Genomic DNA, 21578 nt, shown 5'->3' with positions numbered 1-21578 from the left:
TCGGGCTCGCCGCGAGCTCAGTCGACCGCCGTCGAGACGATCGGATACTCGTCCGCGCTCCGCCACGGGACCTCGGGCCACCAGCGCTCGACCGGACCCGGCCCGAGCGCCTCGGGCTCGAAGCTCTGGCCCGGACGCGGCGCGGCGACCCGGACCCCAGCGGCCTCGGCGGCCACGAGCGTGCGCTCGATCGGCTCGGTCCAGCCGTGGTAGGCGAGGTTGAACAGCCCCCAGTGGACCGGAAGCATGACCTGCCCGCGCAGCATCTGGTGCGCGCGCACGGCCTGCTCGGGCCCGATGTGCCAGTCGGGCCACGCCTGGCCGTAGGCCCCGGCCTCGATCATGGTCAGATCGAAGGGCCCGAGCTTGTCGCCGATCTCCGTCATGCCCGGGAACAGCCCGGTGTCGCCGGAGAAGAACACCCGGTGGTCCGGGCCGACGAAGGCGTAGCCGGCCCACAGCGTCGCGTTCTGATCGAAGAGCTGCCGACCCGAGGCGTGGCGGGCGGGCGCGCAGACGATGTCGAGGCTGCCGACGCGGGTCTGCTGCCACCAGTCGAGCTCGACGATCTGGCTCTCGGGCACGCCCCAGTAGGCCAGGTGCGCGCCGACGCCGAGCGGGGCGATGAAGGTCGTGTCCCAGCCCTTGATCCGGTCGATCGTCGGCTGATCGAGGTGGTCGTAGTGATCGTGGGAGATGACCACCGCGTCGATCGTCGGGAGCTCCGCGAGCGGGATCGGGGGCGGGTACCAGCGCTCGGGACCGAGCCAGGTCAGCGGTGCCGTCCGCGGGCCCCAGATCGGATCGGTGAGCACGCGGTGGCCGTCGATCTCCACGAGCAGCGTCGAGTGCCCGAGCCAGGTCACGCGCAGGCCCGTGGACGGGGGCTGGTCGAAGCGCGCCGCGTCGCCGCTCACGACCGGAATCGCCGCCGCCGGGCGGCCGTAGTCGCTGGCCGAGAACATCTCGGTGACCATGCCCCAGGCGTCGTTCCACAGCGGCTGCGGGTTCTCGAATTCGCCCCCATGCCACTGCGGCGAGGCCTTCATGCGCTCGAGCCGGGCCCCCTGCGCGGCCTTGCCGATCGGCACCCACGCCTGGACGAGGACCACGAGCCCGAACCCGAGGGTGAGCGCGAGCGAGACCAGCGCGATCCGACGACGACGGCGGCGACGCGCGAGCCGCTTGGGCGCGGGCGCGCTCATACCCGCACCTGCGCGCACACAGGCGGCGCGCCAGGCAGCTGGAGGCAGTAGGCGACGAAGTCCTCGAACACCGGACGCGCCCGACCCGAGGTCGGCAGGGCGTGCAGGTGCAGGGCCGGGAGCGCGTTGACCTCGAGCACGCCCGCGCGCCGCGAACCGAGCTCCGCCCCCCCCAGGAGCACCTCGGCGGGGCCGCGCAGATCGACGCCCGCGACGTCGACACCGAGGCCGCCCGCGGCCGCGATCGCGACCGCGGCCCAGCCCGGGTCGAGCTCGTCGCTGCGATCGACGACCTCGATCTCCTCGAAGCTCAGCTCCACGCGCACACCGCTCGGGACCACCTCGTCGAGCTCGAGGCCCGCGACCGCGAGGCGCTCGGCGACCTGCTCGGGCTCGATCCGATCGAGGGCCACGAGCCGCGGTCGATCCCAGCTCGCGCGCCGCGGGTCAGCGTTGAGCTCGGCGAGCAGCGCGGCCGCGGTCTTGCAGCCGTCACCGCGAAGCTGCGGCCTGCGCAGCTCGGCCGCCGCCGCGACCCGCCCGCCGATGACCGTCACGCGCAGGTTGATGCCGGCCACGAAGGGCTCGACGAGGACCTCCTCGTCGCGATCGTAGGCCCGGGCCAGGGCGTAGGCCGAGCACAGCTCGTCGAAGCCCGTGACCGCGGTCGTGATCCCGAGCCCGCGGTTCCCCCAGTTGGGCTTGACGACCACGCGGCCGTGCGCGCTCAGCTGCGCCCGCGCCCGCGTGGCCGCGTGGCCGTGGACCCGCGGGTCGTGGGCCTCGTCGAACAGCGCGCTGGTGATCACCGGCAGCCCCTCGCCCGCGAGCAGCTCACGCGACGCGAATTTGTTGTTGGCCAGGGTCTGCGCGACCTGGGTCAAGAAGGGCGAGCGGGTCTTGGACACGATCACCGCCCGCGGAGGCGGCCCCGGCCAGCGCAAGCGCAAGAAGAAGTCGCTGTGCTCACTGGCGATCGCCTCGGCCTCGACGCCCAGACCCGCCGCCGCGGCGATGATCAGCTGGTTGGTCCGACTCCACGGCGTCGCCTCGTTCATGTCGTTGTCGCAGGTTCAGGACTCGCCGTCGTTGACGCCGGTCCCGCGCACGTCATAGCTGATCAACCGACGCTCGCCACTTCCGGTCACGATCTTGCCTGGCTGCTCGAGCTGCTCGCGCAGGAATTTGGGCAGGTGTAAGAGCGCGCGGTGGGTCTGGAGGTCGTACATCCGCAGGCCCTCGATCGCCGCGATCCGCTCACCGAGATCGGCGGGCTCGGTGTCAAACTTCTGCTTGGCGCACATGCCGATGCCCCACAGCGAGTGAAACGAGGGCACGTAGGTCTGCATGATCCGAAGCCACGGAAACACCTCGGACAGGGTCGTGCGCACGGTCCGACACACCCGCATGTCAACGGGATCGAGCTCGCCGCACTGCATCGTCACGATCCCGTCGTCGGCGAGCACGCGCGCGACCTCGGAGTAGAAGCGGACCGTGAACAGATCGACCGACGGGCCCTCCTCGACCGGATCGGTGATGTCGAGCACGATCATGTCCCACTCGCCGTCCTTGGACCGCGCGAGGGTGTCTTGGATGTCCTCGAAGCGCAGCTCGACCCGAGGATCGTCGAACGAGCCCTGGTGCCACTCGGGCAGATACTGCTTGCACGCCTCCACGACCTCGGCGTCGAGGTCGACGGTCAGGATATGCTCGACGCAGGGGTGCCTGAGCAGCTCGCGCATGGTCGAGCCCTCGCCCGCGCCCGCGACCAGGACCCGCTTGGGCCCGCCGTGGAGCAGCACGCCGGGGTGGATCAGCGGCTCGTGGTACAGGGCCTCGTCGACCGCCGACGACTGGATCAGGCTGTCGAGGAACAAGGTCCGACCGTAGGCCGGGGTGTCGGCGATGACGTAGTGCTGATACGCGGTCTGGCCTTCGGCGATCACCTCGCCGACCGTGTACGTGACGCTGACACCTTGGCCGAGGGGCTCGGTTATCGTCCGTGTGCTCACTGCTGGTTCTTGCTGGGCAGGGCCGCGCTCGACGGCCGCGCGAGTCGAGTGGTATGACTACCCCGCCTTGGCGAATCATGGCGCACAGGCTCCCGGATCTCGCAAGGTGCTGATGCTCGGCGCCGCTGGCGGAGTTGGCAGGGCCACACTAGCGCTTCTCGAGGGTCACCCGCTAGGCCAGGCGCTGCTGCCTGGCACCTCGGAGCTGCTGCTCCACGACCGCGCGCCCGCGAGTCACGCAACCCCGACGCCCGACCTCGCCCGCTGGCTGCCCGCGACCGAGCTCGACAACAAGCAGGACATCGCGCGGCTGCTGTGCGAGCACCGCCCCGACGAGGTCATCGAGCTCGCGGTCGTCGGGACCTGGGACTGCATGAGCGCGTGCGCCGAGGTCGGCGCGAGCTACCTGACGACCGCCTACGACACCTGGCAGGGGACCGAGCTCCTCGACCCCGACGACGCCCGCTGCATGCTGCGATCCCGCGCGCTCTTCGATCCGCCCGACGTCGAGGTCGGCGTGCATCTGTTGTGCATGGGCATGAACCCCGGGCTGATCAACGTGTTGGTCGCGCGCGGGCTCCACGAGCTGGCCACGCGCAGCGGCCGGGCGCCGAGCCTCGACGCCCTCGATCTGTACGCGATCTTGCTGACCGAGCTCGACGCCACGACCACGACCACGCCGCTCGAGCCCGCCAGCGAGCGCTTCCCGTGCACGTGGTGCCCCGACGGCTGCCTCGACGAGATCCTCGAGCCCGAGGCGATGATGACCGTCAACGGCGAGCCCGCGGTCCTCGATCATCCGCCGCACCGGGCCTTCTACGAGGCCCGCTGCGGCGACGAGCTGATCCACGGCCACATCGTGCCCCACGAGGAGCTCGTCAGCCTCGGGGCCATGTACCCCAGCGTCGAGCTCGCCTACTGCTACCGACCCCCGCCCGCGACGAGGGCCGCGCTCGCGGCCGCGCCCGATCGCCTGCCCGACGACTGGCCCACGCGGCGGCTCTACCCGCCCGACCACCTCGAGGATCTGCGCGGCTTCAACCGGCTCGGCGCGCTGCTGTGCAGTCGGACCCTCGGCGAGCTGTGGGTCGGCTGGGACACGCCCGTGGCCGACGCCCTGCCCTACTCGACCAACGCCACGCTGCTGCAGGTCGCCGCCGGGGTCCTCGCCGGGTGGTCCGAGCTGCGCACGGCCGCGCCCGGGGTCTACCTGCCCGAGGAGCTCGACACGGCCCGCACGCTCGGGCTCGCCGCGCAGGTCCTGGGCCCGCTGCGGGTTGTCTGGGATCGCGACGCGGTCCCGCGCGCGGTCGCAAAGCGCCGCGTTGGGCCGGCCTGAACGCCCCTGACTGGGCGCCGCGCCTGTAAAACCCTGCCCCGGTGCAGACCAGCTCGCAGCTCGACGGCGAGGCGCTCACAGACGCCCTGAATCTGCTCCGCGACCACACCGTCGACCGAGTCGTCCACTCGGGGGCCGCTCTCCACCGCTTCCGCTGTCTCGGCGAAGAGCACCTGCGGACCGTGCCCGAGCGCATGGGCTCGCCGGTCGGGGACCGCGGCTTCACCCCGGATCCGCCCCCCTTTCCTCGACGGTCCTCGCGGGGTCAGCCGGCCAGGGCCACGCCCGGTCGAAGTACAGTCGCGAAGATCACGAGCACGGCGGCGAGCAGCAGCAGCCACGGCCACAGCGGAGCCTTGACCCACGCGGGCGCGGCCCCCTCGACCGGGGCCCCGCCGATCGCCTTGACCGTGGTGATGAGGAAAAAGCCCGCGAAGAAGGGGTAGGCGTAGGTGATCCAGTGGGGTGCGGGCCAGCTCGCAAGGGCGATGACGAGCCAACCGAGGAGCCACGGCCCGACACCCGTGAGGTACACGTGACGGGTTCGGGCGGCCAGGTCCAGATCGGTCTCGGCCTCGACCACGAACGACAACAGCGGCGCCCGGGACCAATAGCCGATCCAGGTGATCCCGCCGAGGCCGATCGCGCACAGGGCCCAGCGAGCGAGGGCGGGGAGCTCGAGCCAGGTTGCGATCTTGCCGATGTCGGCGTTGGGGACGAAGGGGGTCGTGATCAAATAGCCAAAGAAGTTGATCAAGCCATGCAGGCACAGCCACAACACGAGCAGCCGAGCAACGCTCGGGCCTCGTGTGCTCCTGGCCAGGACCAACCACAGCGCCGCCCCTTGCAGCAAGCTGACCAGCGGACCGGCCGCGGACGCCGCCGCCCGAGGTCCGCCCTCGAGGCCGTGGTGCTCCACGTAGACGTGATGGACGATGGGGTCGCCACCGAGGACCGCAGACAGGATCCCGTGTCCGAACTCGTGGGCGATCGTCGTGAGCACGAAGGCGAGCACGTAAGTGACCAGGCTGAAAATGAACAGCCGCCCGTACATCGCACGAGCTCCCGCGGGCTGCGCCCGGTCGCCCTCACCCTCGCCCATGGCCGGAATGATAGCGAGCGAGCGAACGCGACGACAACCACGTGACGCGGAGCCATGGCCTTGAGCGCGAGCGACGAGGGGCGTCCAGTGGATGAACCCTGCGGCCCCGTCGGGTCCCGCAGGCCCGTCTCCCATCATTCTCGGCCCAGACGTCAACCGCGGGTCTTGACCCGGCGACGACGCGAGCGCCACATCCCAAAGCCCGACCACCCCAGCAGGCACAGCCCGAGCGCCGCGGCGACCATCAGCGCCTGACCAAAGAGCCCGAGCAGCTCCCCGGTGTGGATCTGAAACAGGATCCGCGTCAGCCCCCGCCGGCCCTCGCGGGTCGCGAGCACCTCGCCGGCCCCGTCGAGGTAGACCTCGGTCTCGGCGTCGTCGTCGAGCCACACGAGGTAGGGATCCTCGGGCTCGAGGGCCAGCTGGACGTCGGTCGCGGGCGAGCCGTCCCCCGCTGCCTCGGCCCGCGAGATGATCTGCTCGAGCGGCAGGTGGTCCGCGACGACCGGAGCGCTCGGCGGCACGTAGCCCAGCTGCCCGCGAAAGCTGAGCACCGCGCCCGTCACCGCGCTGATCAACACCAACACGAGGACGCCGAGCCCAACGGCGTTGTGCAGCTTGAACAGGGACTTGCGCGCGACGGCCAGGGTCAGCTCCGTGGTCCTTCGTAGTTGATCTGAGCCCGGATCACAAAAGCGCCCGATCGACCACGATCGGGCGCCTTGCATCGAAGAGCGCGTTCAGCCGATCAGCGAGGCCATAGCCCCCGGGCTGCTAGCTGCTAGTACCGCAAACCCGAAGCCAACATAGTCGCGAGTATGGGCGCGACGACCCCGCTCCATGACTCGTGCCGGATCCACGCTCGCCTGTTGGATGCCACCAGCCCGTGGCGGCGCAGGGCGTCGTCCTCGGCAGCGCCGAGCTCGGCTGCTGGCGGGGTCGCGCGGAGGTGGCCCTCGCGTAGACAATCACGAACGACCTCGCGCGCGCGCCGAGGGTGGGCGACCAGAGCCCACTTCACCGTTTGATAGGCCAACAAAGCGTGACGCTGCTCGTCCTGCGCGATGCGCAGAAAGACGTCGCGCACGACCGGGTCGTCGCACGATCGAGCGGCCTCGAGCGCCTCGATGGTCGCGGCGCCTTCGCCCAGCGCACCATCGAAGATGGCCTCGCGCAGCGCGGTCTGGAGCTCCATCCCCGTCGTGACCCCTCCATCGATGCGCAGGGGGCCTGCCTCGGAGGGCGGCGCGCCACCATAGGACGCGGCCAACCCAAAGCTCAGTCGCGCGTGCCGGACTTCGTCGGCCATCGCCTCCTGCGTCGCACGAAGCAAGCCCGCCGGTGCCCCGAGCGACAACAGCTGCAGACTCACTCGGGCGAAGGCCGCGACCGAAGCATGTTCGTAGCTCGCGCGTCGGAGCCAGTAGGTGCGCAAGACCTCGACCGTGTTGGGGTCCTGCGGCCGGCGGAGCCCCTCGAAGCGGTCCGTGCCCGCGAGCCAGGCGTCGCCGGTCTGCAAGGCTGCGACTCGAGGAGTCAGCTCGGCGCCGGCGAGCAGCGGGCGCCCCTCGACCCCGCAGGAGAAGTCCCCTTCCAACCGAACCTTGTAGCAGCAGTCTTCGACCGTGGGGTCGGGGTCGGGACCACAGGTCAAGGTCACGTGCTGAATGTCAACCACCTCGCACTGGCCATTGAGCCGCTCGACGGCCGCGCCCGTGATCGCTTCGGCAGCGCAGGGATCACAGCCCTCGCTGCCGTCGAAACAAACCTCTACGAAGCGCACGTCGAGGTCGTTTGGATCGGGCCCCTCGGGGCCCGGATCCGGGAGGTCCCCGCAGGTCGCGTAGTCGACCTCGGTGTCGACACACAACGCGTGCCCCGCTCGATCCGCGCAGCCTCCGGCCCCGACGAGGGTCGACGCCGTGAGCCCGAGGGCGACCATGATTGCAGCTTTGAAGGACTGTGTGAGGTTCGGGCTTTGCATCGTCATGAGGGCGGCGGTGGCTCAGCCGCCAATGCCTGGACAGGTCACCTCGGGGAAATCGACCAGGCTGCAGGTCGCCGAGATCGAGGTGCCACCGACGGCCGGGAAGCCGGGTCGGCGCGCAATCTCGAACTCGAGGTTGAAGTTGTGCTCGGCGCATGAATCCGACATGTCGTCAGCGGTCGACGGCGTCAACATGGTCGCGTCGGTCAGCAGCGCGTAGCAGATGTTCGCGTCGGCCGCGGGCATGGTGTAGTCGTTGGTCGTCGGATTGATGACGTAGGCGCCGCCGCCGTCCCGCTCACACTCCTCGACGAGGATCGTGTTGTCGTTGCCGGGCGGATCCTCTTGCACCGTGCACACGGGATCGACGAGCTCGGTGGCGGGGTCCGTGTCCCTGACGCACTTGGTGTAGCAAGCGGGCTGAATCTCGTCGCGGATCTTCGCGGCGATGGCCACGAGCGCGTCCGAATAGTCGTCATTGCAGATCGAGAACATGTTGCCCGGCGTGAAGTCCTCGACGACGTCGCGCAGACGAACCGGCGGGACGGCCTGAACGGGCTGGTCGGGATCGAAAGGATTGGGCGCCTCGCAGCCCGGCCCGATGCCGAAGTCGCTCTGGAACGCCGGGTCCGTCGTGCTCACGTCGGCGTAGAAGGGCGCGCCGTCGCTGGACACACCACCGATGAGGGCGACGATGACCTCCTGGTCCGCGTTGAGCTGCTGCTTCTCCTGCTCGAGGCCGTCGAGCAGGCCCACATAGCGGCTCAGCGGGTGGAGGACCGCGTTGGCCTCGCTCACGTCCTCGTTGCCGTCGACGTCCTTGTTGACTGGATTGCAGGAGTCGTAGTTGTTCGGGTCACCCGTGCAGGTGACGCCAGCGTTCCAGCACACCGCCGAGCTCGGGAAGGACGCGTTGGGATCGGACCAGAACACGCGGTTGCCGTCCTGCTCGAAGATCTCCGAGTAGGACTTGTTGTACGAGCAGTCGGCCTCGTCGGTCACGACCACGACCGCGAGGATCGCGTTGGCGCGGAGAAATCCGTAGCTGGCCTCGTTCGAGTCCTGGGCACGAGTCAGCGCGAGGTACATCGACTCGAGCTGCGACTCGAAGCCGCAGCCGTTGATGCCCTGAGGGCCGAAGCACTTGAAGGCCTCGCCCACGTCGGTGGCCTCGGGGATGTTCTTCCTGCCCTCGATGTTCTCGAGCCACGGGCGCGGGACGGCGTTGCTGTCGACGTCGGTGGTCGTCGGCAGGATCTCGAGCTCTGCGGCGCTCAGCGTGCAGATGTCGTTGCAGGCGAGGTCAGTGACGTCGATCTCGCCGTTGTTGAAGGTGAACTCCCCGATGCGATCTTTGCAAGACGACAGGACCAGCTGACCGGCCTCCGGGGTGGTCACACCCGAGGGACACGAGGGGTTGCCGCTGTCGGAGGTGGTGATGCCGATGCGGTAGTTGGCCTCGACGCCCTCGGCCTCGAGCACCGCGATGAAGCTGCCGAAGTTGTCGGCCAGGATCGCCTGCTCCTCGCCCATCGACCCCGAGTTGTCGATCACGAACAGGATGTCGACGTCCCTGTTGACCGTCAGGGCCAGGCCACCTCCCGATGGCGGTGGTGGCAGCGCGCCGTGGTCTTCGTCGGGTTCGATACAGATGCCCGAGGTCGCGCCTCTGGCGTGGACGCAGACGAGGTCGACCGAGCAGTCGGCGCTCGACGTGCACACGCTCCCCGCCCGACCGTCCGAGCACGCGCTCGAGAACGCCGACAGCGGCACGATGACGGCTAGCGAGGAAAAATGCGCGAGAAACTTCAACGACCTCGACACTGACGAACTCTATCACCATCTGGTCCGGGACCTCGTGCGCGGCGGCGCTCAAGGCCGCCGAAGCACCAATTTGACGTCGCGCATGTGGCGCGAGCCTGCTTCGGCGAGCGTTGTCACGTGTGAGAGGCTGTCCGCGAGGCCACAGACGGTGGGGCCAGGCTCGAGCTTCGGCGAGGGCGCGCGCGATCTCGTCGCTGTCGTTGATGACCTCCACCAGGCGCATGTCGCCCTTGCAGCGCTGGCAGACCAGGACCTCATGCGCGAAGACCCGTTGCATCAGCCAGGCCCACGAGTGGCCTCACCGCTGAGCTCGTCCGCCATCCAGACGCCGAGAGTTGGTGCTGCGGATGTGCTGTGAACCTGCACCTACCCGCTCCCCACCGCGGAACCCCCCGGAACCAACGGCACGAGAAACCCAAGCAATTCCAACGGGGTGCGTGCCAAGTCCGCGCCATCATTGCGAAACTCCGCACCCCGTCGGAGACCCTAGCAGTCTTTACTTTGCGCCACATCGCCGTCGAACACCCCACTACAAGCGGGCTCTGAAACGCAGTACAAGGGGGGGCCGTGACTCTCCGACTCGTAGCGGCACTGCTCACGCTGCTGTGCGTTGCTGGTGCTTGTCGGCGAGAGGGCCAGGCCTTGGGTACCGAGCCTGTGGTGCTGTTCGAAGGGGCGCGCGAGCTCGCGGGCGTCCATCGACATCACTTCCTCGTCGCGGATGACGGGACCGTGCACGTGCAGTTGAGCGCGAGCGCGAGGGTGGAGGTTCTGTTGTTCGATCACGCGATCGACCTCGCAGACGAGGCGAGTGTGACAGCCGAGGACGCGGTGTGCAGCTTCGCCGGAGAGACCATCCGCGGGGATTGCCGCATTGACGCGGGCTCGCTCGGGGTCTTGCTGCGCAAGGACGGCGAGTCGGTCGAGTACGAGCTCAGGCTCACCGCGGTCGCCCGACCGTGAGATCGGCCGCCTGAGCTCAGATGTTGATGCTCTGAGGGATCCGCGAGGGCAGCAGCGGTTGGTAAGTGGGCCGCTCGAGGTTGCGCGCACCGATCGTCTCTCGACGGTGTCGAGGTTTGCCTGGAACGCCACGAGGGGCTCTGCCACGCGTGGATCCGTGAACCACGCGCTGCGCGCAAGACGAGTCCATCGAGGTCGCGTCCGTCCGCGGACGCGCGGACGACGACCCCATCCATGTCGCGTCCGTCCTCGGGGCACATTCGCGACGCACCGATCCATCCTCCGCCCACCCCGATCGCGGATCTCGACGTCCCCGCCCCTCAGTCGCGCGCCTTGGGCCGACGACGTGAGCGCCACATCCCAAAGCCCGACCACCCCAGCAGGCACAGCCCGAGCGCCGCGGCGACCATCAGCGCCTGACCAAAGAGCCCGAGCAGCTCCCCGGTGTGGATCTGAAACAGGATCCGCGTCAGCCCCCACCGCCCCTCGCGGGTCGCGAGCACCTCGCCGGCCCCGTCGAGGTAGACCTCGGTCTCGGCGTCGTCGTCGAGCCACACGAGGTAGGGATCCTCGGGCTCGAGGGCCAGCTGGACGTCGGTCGCGGGCGAGCCGTCCCCCGCTGCCTCGGCCCGCGCGATGATCTGCTCGAGCGGCAGGTGGTCCGCGACGACCGGAGCGCTCGGCGGCACGTAGCCCAGCTGCCCGCGAAAGCTGAGCACCGCGCCCGTCACCGCGCTGATCAACACCAACACGAGGACGCCGAGGCCGACGGCGTTGTGCAGCTTGAACAGTGACTTGCGCGCGACGGCCAGGGTCAGCTCCGTGGTCCTTCGTAGTTGATCTGAGCCCAGATCACAAAAGCGCCCGATCGACCACGATCGGGCGCCTTGCATCGAAGAGCGCGTTCAGCCGATCAGCGAGGCCATGGCCGAGCCGATGTCCGAAGGCGTGTCGGCGATCTTCACGCCCGCGTCGCGCAGGGCCTCGAGCTTGGCCTCGGCCGTGCCCTTGCCGCCCGAGATGATCGCCCCGGCGTGGCCCATGCGCTTGCCCTTCGGGGCCGAGACGCCAGCGATGAAGCCGACGCAGGGCTTCTTGACGTGCTCCTTGATGAACGCCGCGCCAGCCTCCTCGGCCGCGCCGCCGATCTCGCCGATCATGACGATGCCCTCGCACGCGGGGTCCTCGTTGAACAGCTGGAGGCAGTCGACGAAGTTGGTCCCGTTGACCGGGTCGCCGCCGATGCCGATCGCGGTGGTCTGGCCGAGCCCGAGGGTCGTCAGCTGGTGGACGGCCTCGTAGGTCAGCGTGCCCGAGCGCGAGACCACGCCGATCTTGCCCGGCTTGTGGATGTAGCCGGGCATGATGCCGATCCGGCACTGATCCGGAGTGATCACGCCGGGGCAGTTGGGCCCGATCAGGCGCGAGTTCTTGCCCTCCAAGAAGCGCTTGACCACGATCATGTCGTTGACCGGGATGCCCTCGGTGATCGCGATGACCAGCGGGATCTCGGCCGCGACGGACTCCATGATCGCGTCGGCCGCGAAGGGCGGCGGCACGAACACGACCGAGGCGTTGGCGCCGGTCTTCTCGACGGCCTCGGCGACCGTGTCGAACACGGGCACGCGGTCATCGCAGGCCTTGGATCCGCCCTTGCCAGGCACGACCCCGGCCACGACCGAGGTGCCGTACTCGATCGAGAGCCCGGCGTGGAAGGCACCGGTCTTGCCGGTGATGCCCTGGACGAGCAGCTTGGTGTTCTTGTCGACGAGCACGCTCATTTGGTCATCTCCACGATCTTTTGGGCGGCGTCGCGCAGCGAGCCTGCCGAGGTGATCTTCAGTCCGCTCTCATCGAGCAGCTTCTTGCCGAGCTCGACGTTGGTGCCCTCGAGGCGCACGACCAGCGGGACCTCGAGGCCGACCTCCTTGACCGCCCCGATCACGCCGCGGGCGATCGTGTCGCACTTCATGATGCCGCCGAAGATGTTGACCAGGATGCCCTTCAAGTTGGGATCCTTGGTGATGATCTTGAACGCGGCCGTGACCCGCTCTTCGGTCGCGCCGCCGCCGACGTCGAGGAAGTTGGCCGGCTCGGACCCGAAGTACTTGATGATGTCCATGGTCGCCATGGCCAGGCCAGCGCCGTTGACCATGCAACCGATCGTCCCATCGAGCGCGACGTAGCTCAGGTCCCAGCTCTTGGCCTCGAGCTCCGCGGGATCCTCTTCGTCCTCGTCGCGGAGGGCTTCGATGTGCTTGTGCCGATACAGCGCGTTGTCATCGAAGTCGGCCTTGGCGTCGAGCGCGATCACGTCGCCGCCGCCGGTGATCAACAAGGGGTTGATCTCCAGGAGCGAGCAGTCGAGCTTGACGTAGGCCTTGTAGAGCTTGTCGAGGAAGCCCGCCATCTTGCGCGCGGTCTTGCCCTCGAGGCGAAGCCCGTAGGCGATCGCGCGGGCCTGATACCCCTGCAAGCCAAACGCCGGGTCGACCTGCACGCGCATGATCTTCTCGGGCGAGGTCGCGGCGACCTCCTCGATGTCCATGCCGCCCTCGGTCGAGGCCATGATCGTGATGCGGCCAGTGTCGCGGTCGAGGGTCGCGGCGAGGTAGAGCTCGCGGGCGATGTCCATGCCCTGCTCGATCAGCAGGCGCTTGACGACCTTGCCCTCGGGCCCGGTCTGGATCGTGACCAGGGTGCTGCCGAACATCTTCTCGGCCGCGTCCTTGGCCGCGGCCGCGCCCTTGACGACCTTGACGCCGCCGAGCTCCGGGTGCTCCTTGAACCGACCCTTGCCGCGGCCGCCCGCGTGGATCTGCGACTTGACGACGACGACCTCGCTGCCGGTCTCTTCGATCAGCTTCTGGGCCTCGATGCGGGCCTCTTCGGCCGTGAACGCGACCTGCGACCGCGGCACGGGTACGCCCGCGTCACGCAGCAGATCTTTCGCCTGATACTCGTGAATTTTCATGGTTTGTCCTCGTGTCGTCAGCTCGCGGCGGAGGTGTAGGGGAGCAGCTTGACGACGTCGCGGACGGCGTTGGCCGAGATGTCGAGCATCGCCTTCTCCTCGTCGTTGAGCTCCATCTCGATGATCTTCTCGACGCCGCCCTTGCCGATGACCGCGGGCACGCCGAGGTAGAGGCCGTCGTAGCCGTACTCGCCCTCGCACAGGCACGCGCAGGGCAGCACGCGCTTGCGATCGCGGACGACCGACTCGACCATGACGCAGGCCGAGGCCGCGGGCGCGTAGTAGCCCGAGTAGCCGAGCAGCCCGACGATCTCGCCGCCGCCCTTGCGGGTCCGCTGGATGATCGCGTCGATCTTGTCTTTGGGCAGGAGCTCGGTCAGCGGAATCCCGGCGACCGAGGTGTGGCGCGGGAGCGGGACCATGGTGTCGCCGTGGCCGCCGAGGACCATGCCGTGGATGTCCTCGACGCTGACGCCGAGCTCCATCGCAATGAAGGTCTTGTAGCGCGAGGTGTCGAGGACCCCGGCCATGCCGATGACCCGCTGCTTGGGGAAGCCCGACTCGTGGAGGGTCACGTGGCACATCGCGTCGAGCGGGTTGGCGACGGCGATCAGGACCGCGTCGGGCGAGTGCTCGACCACGCCCTTGGTCACGGCCCCGACGATCTTGCGGTTGGTCTCGATCAGCTCGTCGCGGCTGGTGTACTCGCCGGTCTTGGGATCCTTGCGGCGCGGGACCCCGGCGGTGATGACGACCACGTCGGAGCCCGCGGTGTCGGCGTAGTCCTGAGTCCCGGACAGGTTGAGGTCGAAGCCCATCGGCGGCCCGGACTCGGCGAGGTCGAGGGCCTTGCCCTGGGGCATGCCCGGCTTGATGTCGACGAGGACGACGTCCCCGAGGTGGCGCGACGCGGCCCAGTGGGCGGTGGTCGCTCCGACGTTTCCAGCTCCGATGACAGTGATCTTGTTGCGGCGTGACATGAGGTTCGATGCGCTCGTGGAGTGAGCGCGGCGGGTATACCGGCTGGCTCGGCGGGCCGTCCATAGCTGGATCCAAGCCGCGGATTTCGGCCGCTGAGGGACGCTCAGGGCCGGGCGGCCGCGGTCCTTGTCTGAGCCGATCGATTCGGCAACAACCGCGGCCTGGCGCCCTCGCCTTCGCCCCTGCCCGTACACCTCAACGAGGTCGAGGTCGAGGACGACGCGGCAGCGTCCGCAGCCAGGCTCGACCGAGCGATCGCGCCGCCGATCCAGCGCAGCATCCTCGACACCTCGACACCTCGACGGCCCCGGCGCGCGGCGGCGATGCGCGCGGCGGCGATGCGCGCGGCGCCGCTGGGCAGCCGAGCTCGCGCGCGCTCGCCGGCTAGCGCGCACGCGAGCGCGCCCTCGCGCGCGCGGCCTCGCACGCCCGGAGGCGTTATCCTCCGCGCGGATGCAGTATCGCGCCTTCGAACCGCACATCGAGATCTTGGGCGCCGCGGTCATGGCCGCGATCGGGGGCTTCGGCCCGCTGCGCTCGATCGTCGACCGCATGTTGTGCCGCCAGGGCCTGGTCGATTGCGGGGACCTAGGCGCGACCGAAGTCGATCTCGACAGCTGGTACTCGCAGCAAGCCTGGCTCGACGCCCTGCGCGAGGTCGACGAGCGCTTCGGGACCGAGATCCTGTTCAACATTGGAGCCGAGATCCCGAACAACGCGGTGTTCCCCGCCTCGCCCGTCGACGTCCACACGGCCCTCCAGTCGATCGACGTCGCCTACCACCTCAACCATCGCCGTCACGGCCAGGTCATGTACGACCCGGCCTCGCAGACCATGCTCGAGGGCATCGGTCACTACGGCTACGAGCGCGTCGGCGACGCCCACATCCTCATGACCTGCGTGACCCCCTACCCGTGCGAGTTCGACCTCGGCATCGTCACGACGATGGCCCGGCGCTTCGAGCCCCGCACGATCGCCGAGCACGTCGGTAGCGAGTGCCGACGCCAGGGCGCGCAGGCCTGCACCTACGCCCTCCGTTGGTGAGTGTCGATGACCCCACCGCCGTCAGCGACTCTGGGTCTAGTTTTCAAGGGGCCTTTCGAAAAGGCCCCTTGAAGATTCAGGTCTAGCACCCCGGGCTGCTAGCAGCCCGGGCTGCTAGTCCCGCGTGCTCGAACACTTGGTTCCGCGCGACTCGCGGGAGCGTCGAGTCTACAGCGGTAAAATGCAGAGGCCGAGGTCGACGTAGAGCGGCGGCGCGACGCCCTCTTCGAAGAACGAGACGCACTCGAGCGGCGCCACGCAGGTGCTCGGATCCTCGGTGACGTCGCAGAAGGTCGCGCAGCAGGCCGAGCCGTTGCAGGTCTCGAGCGACGCGGCGTCGGCACAGAAGTGACCGGGGTTGCAGTCGTTGTTGAAGCCGCAGGGCTCGCCGGTCGGGATGCCCCCGGCGGTGATGATGCACTGGAAGGTCTGGCTGCCGCCGCTCCAGTAGCAGCCGAGGCCGTCGTCGCACTCTTGCAGGAGCGGATCGCAGTTCGGCAAGCACACGGCGATCGTGCCGTCGTTGACGACGCGACAGCTCTGGCTGGCGTCCTCGCACGACGGGTTGTCGGCCCCACCCGTGCAGAAGGGGAAGCAGGTCCCGACCAGCACGCCATCGACGTCGAGCGCGTTCCAACATACGTGGTTCTCGTCGCAGTCATCGGTGCCCTCCGCCGCGCCAGCGTAGGTGCACTGATCACCGATCGTGCCCGCGCCCGTGACGGTCACGCACTTGTTGGCGTCCCAGGTCCCGCCAGTGCTGGCATAGGCCACGCACTTCTCACCCGCGGGGCAGTCCTGCGCGAAGGGGTCGCAGTCGGTGACCGAGATTGTGTCGTTCATCGGCACGAAGCCCTCGTCGCCGTCGCCGTCGCCGGGGTCGCCGTCACCGTCGCCGTCGGTGGGAGTCGCGTCGCCGTCGCCGTCGCCGCCGTCGGTCTCGCTTTCATCCGCGCTGTCGTCGGCGCCGGGGTCTTCGACCTTCTTGCCACACCCGAACGTGAGAGCGAATGAAAGAACCACAAGAACAGGTGTCGTGCGCATCGGGGGCAGTCTACGTCAAAGCAAGGCGGGCGATGCCCCCTCGAAACGGCAATGCGTTCGGCGCAGCCCTCGCCCAGCCCCCTCTCTCGTTCGCGCGAAACCACGCGGGGCTCCCCCAAGCCCAAGGGTACCCGGCGCCCCCTTCTGAGTCCGGGAGCCCCGCCCTCAACCAATCACCTCGCAGGCCGCGTCTTCGTGGTGAACGTTGTTGTCGGTCCGGCACTCGTGCCACGGGTGCTCGGGCATCCCGTCGTCGACAACGACCCACAGCTCCTGATCGCCGTCCTTGATCGCCTGCGGGACCAGATCGCCGTCGAGGACCACGTCCTCGGCCTCGGCCGGGTACAGGACCTTGGTCGTGACGCCCTGCCCGATCAGGCTGCCGCCCATGGCCGGATCGCCGTCATAAAAGCCGACCTTGACCCCGGCCGGGACCGACGCCTGGCCGATGTTGCGGACCCGGGCGACGACCTCGTAGCCGCCCAGGCACCGGGTCTGGATGTCGACGACCAGGTCGGGCGCGGAGAATTCTCCCTGCGGCTGGACGTTCTGGCGGAAGTTGTTGAGCCCCTCGCTGAGCCAGTTGGCCATCTCCTGGGTCGGCACGCTGCCATCCTCGTTGATGTTGGTCACGTGATAGTGGTGCTGATTCCAGATCCGCCGGGTCCGGACCCACTTGCCCTGCTCGTCGCCAAACACCCGCACGCCGGTCTGCTTGGTGTCTTCGCAGGTGATCGAGGAGTAGTCGTTCGACACGACGACGATGTCGGCGTGGCCGTCGTTGTCGACGTCGGCGACGACCGGGAGCTCGCGCAGGGTCCCGGTCGTGTTGCAGGTCTGCCACAGGACCTCGCCGTCGGTGCCCCGATAGATCCGCAGGTACCGCTCGTCGCTGTAGACGACCTCGGCCGAGCCGTCGCCGTCGAAGTCGAACACCGAGCTGCCGGTCTGGGCCGAGGAGCAGTCGTGGGTCTGCGAGATCCACAAGAACGCGTCGACGTCGGCGACCATCGGATCCATTATCTTGGTCCCGTCGAGCACCGCGTAGCCGACCCCGCCAGCGATCGCCACGTCGGGGGTCCCGTCGCCGTTGAAGTCGGCGACCGTCGGCGGCCCGCCACCGCGGGTGTTGCCCGAGCTCCCGGGCGGGCACAGATCCGGCGACAGCGGGCCGTTGATGTCGAAATTTTGGCGATCGAGCACGATCTGCTCGGTCTGTTGGTCCCAGTGATAGATGTGGACGCGGTGTGAGCTGAACTCGGCGACGATGATCTCGGGGTTGAAGTCGAGGTCGAGGTCGGCGGCCGCGGTCCAGCTGCCGGTCACGCCGGTCATGCCCAGGAGCGTGCCGTCGGCCTCGTAGACCGCCTGCGGGCCGGCGATCTCGAGGGTCCCGTCGCCGTCGAGGTCGATCGGCTGGACGGTGACCTGGGTGATCCCGAAGGTCGCCTCGGTCGCGCCGGTCGCCGCGTCGAGGACCCCGCCTTTGACGACGAGCTCGACCTGGCCGTCATGATCGAGATCGGCGAGCGAGGGCATCAGGCAGCCGCCGGTGTAGGACGAGATCCACAGCTCGCTGCCGTCGGGGTTGAAGGCCCGGACCTGGCCGGTGTTGGTGCACACGAAGATCTCGCTGCCCGGCATCCCGCCGACGTCCCCCGCGGTGAGCTCGACGCCAGGGTGGATCTGCGGGGCCTGGGGGTTGGCCGACCACTTGTCGACGAGCTGGCCGTCGACGATCGAGACCGCGTGGAGCGTGCCGTTGCTGTTGTAGTCGCCCTCGAAGAAGCTCGAGAACACGATCTCGGGGATGTCGCGCTCGTCGACGAGGCCGTCGCAGTTGTCGTCGTCGAGCTGGGTGACGATCGGCGACATCATGACGTGGAGATCGGGGACCTGAAACTTGAGCTCGGGCGCAAAGTTGGTCTCGGGCATGTACTCGCAGACCGGCAGGCAGGTCAGCTCCTCGTCGGGCTCGGGCCGCTCGCCGGGCGGGCAGTCCGGCGGGCTCGGCAGGCACTTGCCCGTGGCCACGCTCCCGCCCTGGCACATGTCCATGGCCCCGCCGGACTCGCCGAGGCTGTACTCGCAGTAGTCGCCCTCGGGGCACTCGGTCGCGTCGATGCACTCGTCGCCCGGGATCACGCACTCGGAGAACGAGCAGACCTCCTCGCCCGCGCAGCAGACCCCGGCACAGATCGCCGCCTCGTCACAGCAGGCGCCGTCGATGCACTGCTGCTGATCCTCGCAGGCCGGCTCGCACTCGGGCGGGAGGTCGGGATCGCCGACGGTCTCGCCCGCCTCTTCGCCGTCGGTCTCACCCGACTCGCCCGACTCGCTCGACCCGGACTCCTCGGTGCCCTGGGTGATCCCGACCTCGGTGTCGCCCTCGGCGTTGCCGTTGTCGCTGCAGGCGAGGACCCAAGGCGCGAGGCAAGGCAGGACGAAGGCGGACGCAAGACAACTACGGCGCATGCCCCAAAGGACCACGTGCGGCGGCGGCCCTCAAGTGTCTTCCCGGCCGAGCAGCGCCGAACACGCGCTTGCGCGAGGAGGACTGCAGACGCGACCGCGCGCGGCGGGGTTGCCCCGGCCCTCGCTCAGGCGCACTCGAGGCGCCAGGCGTCGAGATCCCACAGCTTGATCAGGGTCGAGAACCCGGCCGGGACCTGACCGCAGACCGTGTCGGCTGCGGCGGGGCCGTCGGCGGGGTCGTCGACATACTCGACGTGAAACACGGCCTTGCCGGCGTCGAGGAAGGGCTGGAGGAGCTCGCACTCATCGTAGGCGATGCACTCTTCGTTCAGGGCCCAGTCGAATTGGTCGACGAGCGCGTCGACCTGATCGAGGTCGTTCTTGAGCCCGATCGAGAGCCCGCGCGCGTGAGCCTCGGCGGCCAAGAAGGCGTTGTAGTCGAGCTGGTCGTCGGCGCTGAGGTCGAAGCCGGTCGGGTTGGTCCAGCCGTCGACGTTGTCGGGCTCGACGGCGTCGCAGCCCGCACTCTGGGCGAGATCGAGCCGGGCCTGCATGAGCGCGCGGACCTCGGCGTCGCGAATGTCGAGCCAGCGCTCGCCGGGCCAGCCGTCGAGCGGGTCGCCGATCGCCGCGGGCGGGAACTGGTCGGCGTCGGGCCGCCAGTCCTCGTGGGAGCCGGCGCTGAAGTAGCAGATCACGGCGCGGCCGTCGTCATGGAGCGAGGCGATCGTTGCAGGTGGGGTGTCGAAGAGATCGATGTCGTAGACCTCGACGTCGAAGGTGGTGTCGAGGTTGCCCGAGAGCTGCCACTGCCAGCTCGTGCCGGGGGTCGGGCACCAGGTCGCGCAGTCGCCGTCACCGGAGTCGCCATCGCCATCGCCGTCGCCATCACCGGAGTCGCCATCGCCATCCCCATCGCCGGAGTCGCCGTCGCCATCGCCATCGCCATCGCCGGAGTCGCCGTCGCCGTCGCCGTCGCCGGAGTCGCCGTCACCGTCGCCACCGGAATCCTCGTCGCCGGTCGTGTCGCCGTCACCATCACCAGCCTGGTCAGCACCCTCGCCCGCACCGTCTTCGGTGCAACCGGCGAGACTGAGGGACGCGAAAGCCAGGGATAAGGTCACAAGAGCGCGCACGGACATGCGACCACGGTGCCCGGCATCCGTGCCCTTGAACACTGGCAGCGCGTTCAGTATACAGGATCATGTCTCGGGCCCGGGCGTCGAAGGCAAACGAGGGCGAGCGCGTGGCCTGTGTCGAGCTCCCTGCCCTACCACTGCAGCTGCTGCTGCTCGATCACCCCGACTGGCGCGAGCACCCCGTCGCGGTCGTCGAAGCTGACCGCCCCCAAGCCAAGCTGCTGTGGGTCAACGAGCACGCCCGAAGGTCGCGGGTGCTGTCCGGCATGCGCTTCGCGGCCGCGCGCAGCCTCGCACCGCAGCTGCGGGCGTCGGTCGTCCCGGCCGAGCGCATCGAGCGAGCCGTGTCCGAGCTGTTCGCCGTGCTGCTCAACTTCTCTCCGCGGGTCGAGCCCGGCGAGCTCGCGCAGGCCGACACGTTCTGGGTCGACCCCTCGGGCATGGTCCTGCTGTGGGGGGATCTCGGCGCGTGGGCCATGGCGATGCAGCAGGCCCTGAGCGCGGCCGGCTTCGCGGCCACGGTCATCGTCGGCTTTCATCGCTTTCGCTGTCACGCGATCGCCCGGGGTCAAGGTGCCCGCAGCGATCGCACGAGCGCGTGGGTCATCGCCGATCGACGCCGCGAGGCCCGAATGGCCGCCGCCGTGCCCCTCGATCGCCTCGCTATCTCCCCGCGCCTGCGCGACGACCTCGCCGGCCTCGGGGTGCGGACCCTCGGCGAGTTCATGGCCCTGCCCGGGCCCGAGCTGCGCGTGCGCTTCGGCGTCGAAGCCGAGCGCCTGCATCAGCGCGGCAGCGACGGCCACTGGGCGCCGATGCAGGCCCGCGAGCTCGTCGACCCGGTCCGTGAGCGCGTGGAGGTCGATCCGCCCGAGGCCGACGTCACGCGGCTGCTGTTTCGCATCAAGCCCGTGCTCGAGCGCCTGCTCGGGCAGCTCGCAGATCGGGGCTCGGCGATGTCGGCTCTGCACCTGCGCCTGAAACTCGACCACTCCGAAGGACATGATCAGCGCCTCGAGCCCGCGGCTCCAACCCTCGACACCATGCAGGTGCTCGATCTCCTGCGCCTGCGGATCAACGCGATCGATCTGCCCGCGGGCGTCGAGGCCTTCGAGCTAGAGATCGAGGGGCAGTGCACGGATCCCCGCCAGGTTGCGCTGTTTCGTGCGCAGCTTCGGCGCGATCTGGAGGCCGCAGATCGGGCGCTCGCCCGCCTGGGCGCTGCGCTTGGGGCTGACGCAATCACGCGACCGCAGCTGCGGGCGGCGCATCTGCCCGAGGCTCGTCTGGGTTGGGTTCCGACCGCGCATGTGCGCTTTCCGGAGCGGCGGAACATGGCGGTTGAAGGGGAGTGTCCGCCGCGGGTTCGGCGCTTGCTCAACCGGCCTCGGCAGTTGGGGGCTCGGGCGCGGAGGGAGCCGGATGGGTGGGTTGTTGATGCGGAATTTGGGGTTGTGGGGCGGGTTGATGGGCCGTTTCGGGCTAGTGG

The 21578-nt window shown here is 69.1% G+C and carries 19 protein-coding genes; 5 read left to right on the top strand and 14 right to left on the bottom strand.

The window, feature by feature from the left end; genetic code table 11:
• Window positions 1-17: 17 nt before the first annotated feature.
• From ENSA5_RS14240 to ENSA5_RS14230, 3 genes are read right to left on the bottom strand one after another with little or no spacing between them, the layout of a single operon-like run.
• Entirely contained in the window at window positions 18-1205 is a 1188-nt protein-coding gene (locus tag ENSA5_RS14240; RefSeq protein ID WP_106392198.1) for an MBL fold metallo-hydrolase, read from the bottom strand.
• Entirely contained in the window at window positions 1202-2263 is a 1062-nt protein-coding gene (locus ENSA5_RS14235; protein ID WP_106392197.1) for a hypothetical protein, read from the bottom strand. The genes ENSA5_RS14240 and ENSA5_RS14235 overlap by 4 nt, the downstream gene beginning before the upstream one ends.
• A 15-nt stretch (window positions 2264-2278) precedes the next feature.
• A complete protein-coding gene (locus tag ENSA5_RS14230; protein ID WP_106392196.1) occupies window positions 2279-3217 on the bottom strand; it encodes a spermine/spermidine synthase domain-containing protein in 939 nt (312 codons plus the stop codon).
• Window positions 3218-3329: 112 nt separating this feature from the next.
• Between ENSA5_RS14230 and ENSA5_RS37670 the strand changes: the two genes are divergently transcribed.
• Window positions 3330-4556: a homospermidine synthase gene (locus tag ENSA5_RS37670; protein WP_181197746.1), complete on the top strand. Its 1227-nt coding sequence runs from the start codon at window positions 3330-3332 to the stop codon at window positions 4554-4556.
• Between the two features lie 265 nt (window positions 4557-4821).
• On the opposite strand, the gene ENSA5_RS14220 is transcribed toward ENSA5_RS37670, so the two are convergent.
• The 4 genes from ENSA5_RS14220 to ENSA5_RS14205 all read right to left on the bottom strand — a co-directional run bounded on the left by ENSA5_RS14220 (window position 4822) and on the right by ENSA5_RS14205 (window position 9367).
• On the bottom strand, window positions 4822-5658 hold the full coding sequence (locus ENSA5_RS14220; RefSeq protein ID WP_106392195.1) for a hypothetical protein: 837 nt from the start codon (window positions 5656-5658) through the stop codon (window positions 4822-4824).
• Window positions 5659-5810: 152 nt separating this feature from the next.
• A complete protein-coding gene (locus tag ENSA5_RS14215) occupies window positions 5811-6386 on the bottom strand; it encodes a PepSY domain-containing protein (RefSeq protein WP_106392194.1) in 576 nt (191 codons plus the stop codon).
• Window positions 6387-6439: 53 nt separating this feature from the next.
• The gene (locus ENSA5_RS14210) at window positions 6440-7600 is read right to left on the bottom strand and encodes a ferritin-like domain-containing protein (RefSeq protein ID WP_106392193.1); all 1161 of its coding nucleotides are present in this window, start codon (window positions 7598-7600) and stop codon (window positions 6440-6442) included.
• 63 nt (window positions 7601-7663) lie between these two features.
• Window positions 7664-9367: a hypothetical protein gene (locus ENSA5_RS14205; protein ID WP_106392237.1), complete on the bottom strand. Its 1704-nt coding sequence runs from the start codon at window positions 9365-9367 to the stop codon at window positions 7664-7666.
• Between ENSA5_RS14205 and ENSA5_RS14200 the strand changes: the two genes are divergently transcribed.
• Together ENSA5_RS14200 and ENSA5_RS14195 are read left to right on the top strand one after the other, a co-directional pair.
• The gene (locus ENSA5_RS14200) at window positions 9360-9827 is read left to right on the top strand and encodes a hypothetical protein (RefSeq protein WP_106392192.1); all 468 of its coding nucleotides are present in this window, start codon (window positions 9360-9362) and stop codon (window positions 9825-9827) included. The genes ENSA5_RS14205 and ENSA5_RS14200 overlap by 8 nt on opposite strands.
• 284 nt (window positions 9828-10111) lie before the next feature.
• Window positions 10112-10432, top strand: coding sequence for a hypothetical protein (locus tag ENSA5_RS14195; protein ID WP_146155693.1), 321 nt, complete (start codon window positions 10112-10114; stop codon window positions 10430-10432).
• Window positions 10433-10752: 320 nt separating this feature from the next.
• On the opposite strand, the gene ENSA5_RS14190 is transcribed toward ENSA5_RS14195, so the two are convergent.
• The 4 genes from ENSA5_RS14190 to mdh are packed head-to-tail and all read right to left on the bottom strand — an operon-like array spanning window position 10753 to window position 14386.
• Window positions 10753-11325 carry a PepSY domain-containing protein gene (locus ENSA5_RS14190; RefSeq protein ID WP_106392190.1) on the bottom strand — a complete coding sequence of 191 codons (573 nt, stop codon included), beginning with the start codon at window positions 11323-11325 and terminating at the stop codon, window positions 10753-10755.
• Between the two features lie 12 nt (window positions 11326-11337).
• Window positions 11338-12213 (bottom strand): succinate--CoA ligase subunit alpha, encoded by an 876-nt coding sequence (gene sucD / locus ENSA5_RS14185; RefSeq protein WP_106392189.1) that lies wholly within the window; start codon window positions 12211-12213, stop codon window positions 11338-11340.
• Window positions 12210-13406, bottom strand: a complete 1197-nt coding sequence (gene sucC / locus ENSA5_RS14180) for an ADP-forming succinate--CoA ligase subunit beta (protein WP_106392188.1) — start codon at window positions 13404-13406, stop codon at window positions 12210-12212. The genes sucD and sucC overlap by 4 nt, the downstream gene beginning before the upstream one ends.
• Window positions 13407-13423: 17 nt before the next feature.
• Window positions 13424-14386 carry a malate dehydrogenase gene (mdh, locus tag ENSA5_RS14175; RefSeq protein WP_106392187.1) on the bottom strand — a complete coding sequence of 321 codons (963 nt, stop codon included), beginning with the start codon at window positions 14384-14386 and terminating at the stop codon, window positions 13424-13426.
• A gap of 454 nt (window positions 14387-14840) precedes the next feature.
• On the opposite strand from mdh, the gene ENSA5_RS14170 reads away from it, so the two are divergent.
• The gene (locus tag ENSA5_RS14170) at window positions 14841-15431 is read left to right on the top strand and encodes a hypothetical protein (protein WP_106392186.1); all 591 of its coding nucleotides are present in this window, start codon (window positions 14841-14843) and stop codon (window positions 15429-15431) included.
• 168 nt (window positions 15432-15599) lie between these two features.
• Here ENSA5_RS14170 and ENSA5_RS14165 read toward each other — a convergent pair whose 3' ends face one another.
• The 3 genes from ENSA5_RS14165 to ENSA5_RS14155 form a co-directional block, all read right to left on the bottom strand.
• A complete protein-coding gene (locus ENSA5_RS14165) occupies window positions 15600-16475 on the bottom strand; it encodes a hypothetical protein (protein ID WP_258182846.1) in 876 nt (291 codons plus the stop codon).
• 165 nt (window positions 16476-16640) lie between these two features.
• Window positions 16641-18950, bottom strand: coding sequence for an FG-GAP-like repeat-containing protein (locus ENSA5_RS14160; RefSeq protein WP_106392185.1), 2310 nt, complete (start codon window positions 18948-18950; stop codon window positions 16641-16643).
• A 125-nt stretch (window positions 18951-19075) separates the two neighbouring features.
• Complete coding sequence (locus tag ENSA5_RS14155) at window positions 19076-20092, bottom strand: endo alpha-1,4 polygalactosaminidase (RefSeq protein WP_106392235.1); 1017 nt, start codon at window positions 20090-20092, stop codon at window positions 19076-19078.
• A 62-nt stretch (window positions 20093-20154) separates the two neighbouring features.
• Here ENSA5_RS14155 and ENSA5_RS14150 point away from each other — a divergent pair.
• The coding region (locus tag ENSA5_RS14150) for a Y-family DNA polymerase (protein ID WP_106392234.1) at window positions 20155-21578 on the top strand (1424 nt) is incomplete at its 3' end.

The sequence above is a fragment of the Enhygromyxa salina genome (genome assembly GCF_002994615.1).
GTDB lineage: Bacteria > Myxococcota_A > Polyangia > Nannocystales > Nannocystaceae > Plesiocystis > Plesiocystis salina_A.
This window is presented reverse-complemented; position numbering and strand designations above follow the sequence as displayed.

Bases quoted from the DNA above. Each gene is read 5' to 3' on its own strand.
- ENSA5_RS14240 (WP_106392198.1), bottom strand. From the start codon at position 1,205: ATGAGCGCGCCCGCGCCCAAGCGGCTCGCGCGTCGCCGCCGTCGTCGT.
- ENSA5_RS14235 (WP_106392197.1), bottom strand. From the start codon at position 2,263: ATGAACGAGGCGACGCCGTGGAGTCGGACCAACCAGCTGATCATCGCC.
- ENSA5_RS37670 (WP_181197746.1), top strand. From the start codon at position 3,330: ATGCTCGGCGCCGCTGGCGGAGTTGGCAGGGCCACACTAGCGCTTCTC.
- ENSA5_RS14220 (WP_106392195.1), bottom strand. From the start codon at position 5,658: ATGGGCGAGGGTGAGGGCGACCGGGCGCAGCCCGCGGGAGCTCGTGCG.
- ENSA5_RS14215 (WP_106392194.1), bottom strand. From the start codon at position 6,386: ATGCAAGGCGCCCGATCGTGGTCGATCGGGCGCTTTTGTGATCCGGGC.
- ENSA5_RS14210 (WP_106392193.1), bottom strand. From the start codon at position 7,600: ATGGTCGCCCTCGGGCTCACGGCGTCGACCCTCGTCGGGGCCGGAGGC.
- ENSA5_RS14190 (WP_106392190.1), bottom strand. From the start codon at position 11,325: ATGCAAGGCGCCCGATCGTGGTCGATCGGGCGCTTTTGTGATCTGGGC.
- sucD (WP_106392189.1), bottom strand. From the start codon at position 12,213: ATGAGCGTGCTCGTCGACAAGAACACCAAGCTGCTCGTCCAGGGCATC.
- sucC (WP_106392188.1), bottom strand. From the start codon at position 13,406: ATGAAAATTCACGAGTATCAGGCGAAAGATCTGCTGCGTGACGCGGGC.
- mdh (WP_106392187.1), bottom strand. From the start codon at position 14,386: ATGTCACGCCGCAACAAGATCACTGTCATCGGAGCTGGAAACGTCGGA.
- ENSA5_RS14170 (WP_106392186.1), top strand. From the start codon at position 14,841: ATGCAGTATCGCGCCTTCGAACCGCACATCGAGATCTTGGGCGCCGCG.
- ENSA5_RS14165 (WP_258182846.1), bottom strand. From the start codon at position 16,475: ATGCGCACGACACCTGTTCTTGTGGTTCTTTCATTCGCTCTCACGTTC.
- ENSA5_RS14160 (WP_106392185.1), bottom strand. From the start codon at position 18,950: ATGCGCCGTAGTTGTCTTGCGTCCGCCTTCGTCCTGCCTTGCCTCGCG.
- ENSA5_RS14155 (WP_106392235.1), bottom strand. From the start codon at position 20,092: ATGTCCGTGCGCGCTCTTGTGACCTTATCCCTGGCTTTCGCGTCCCTC.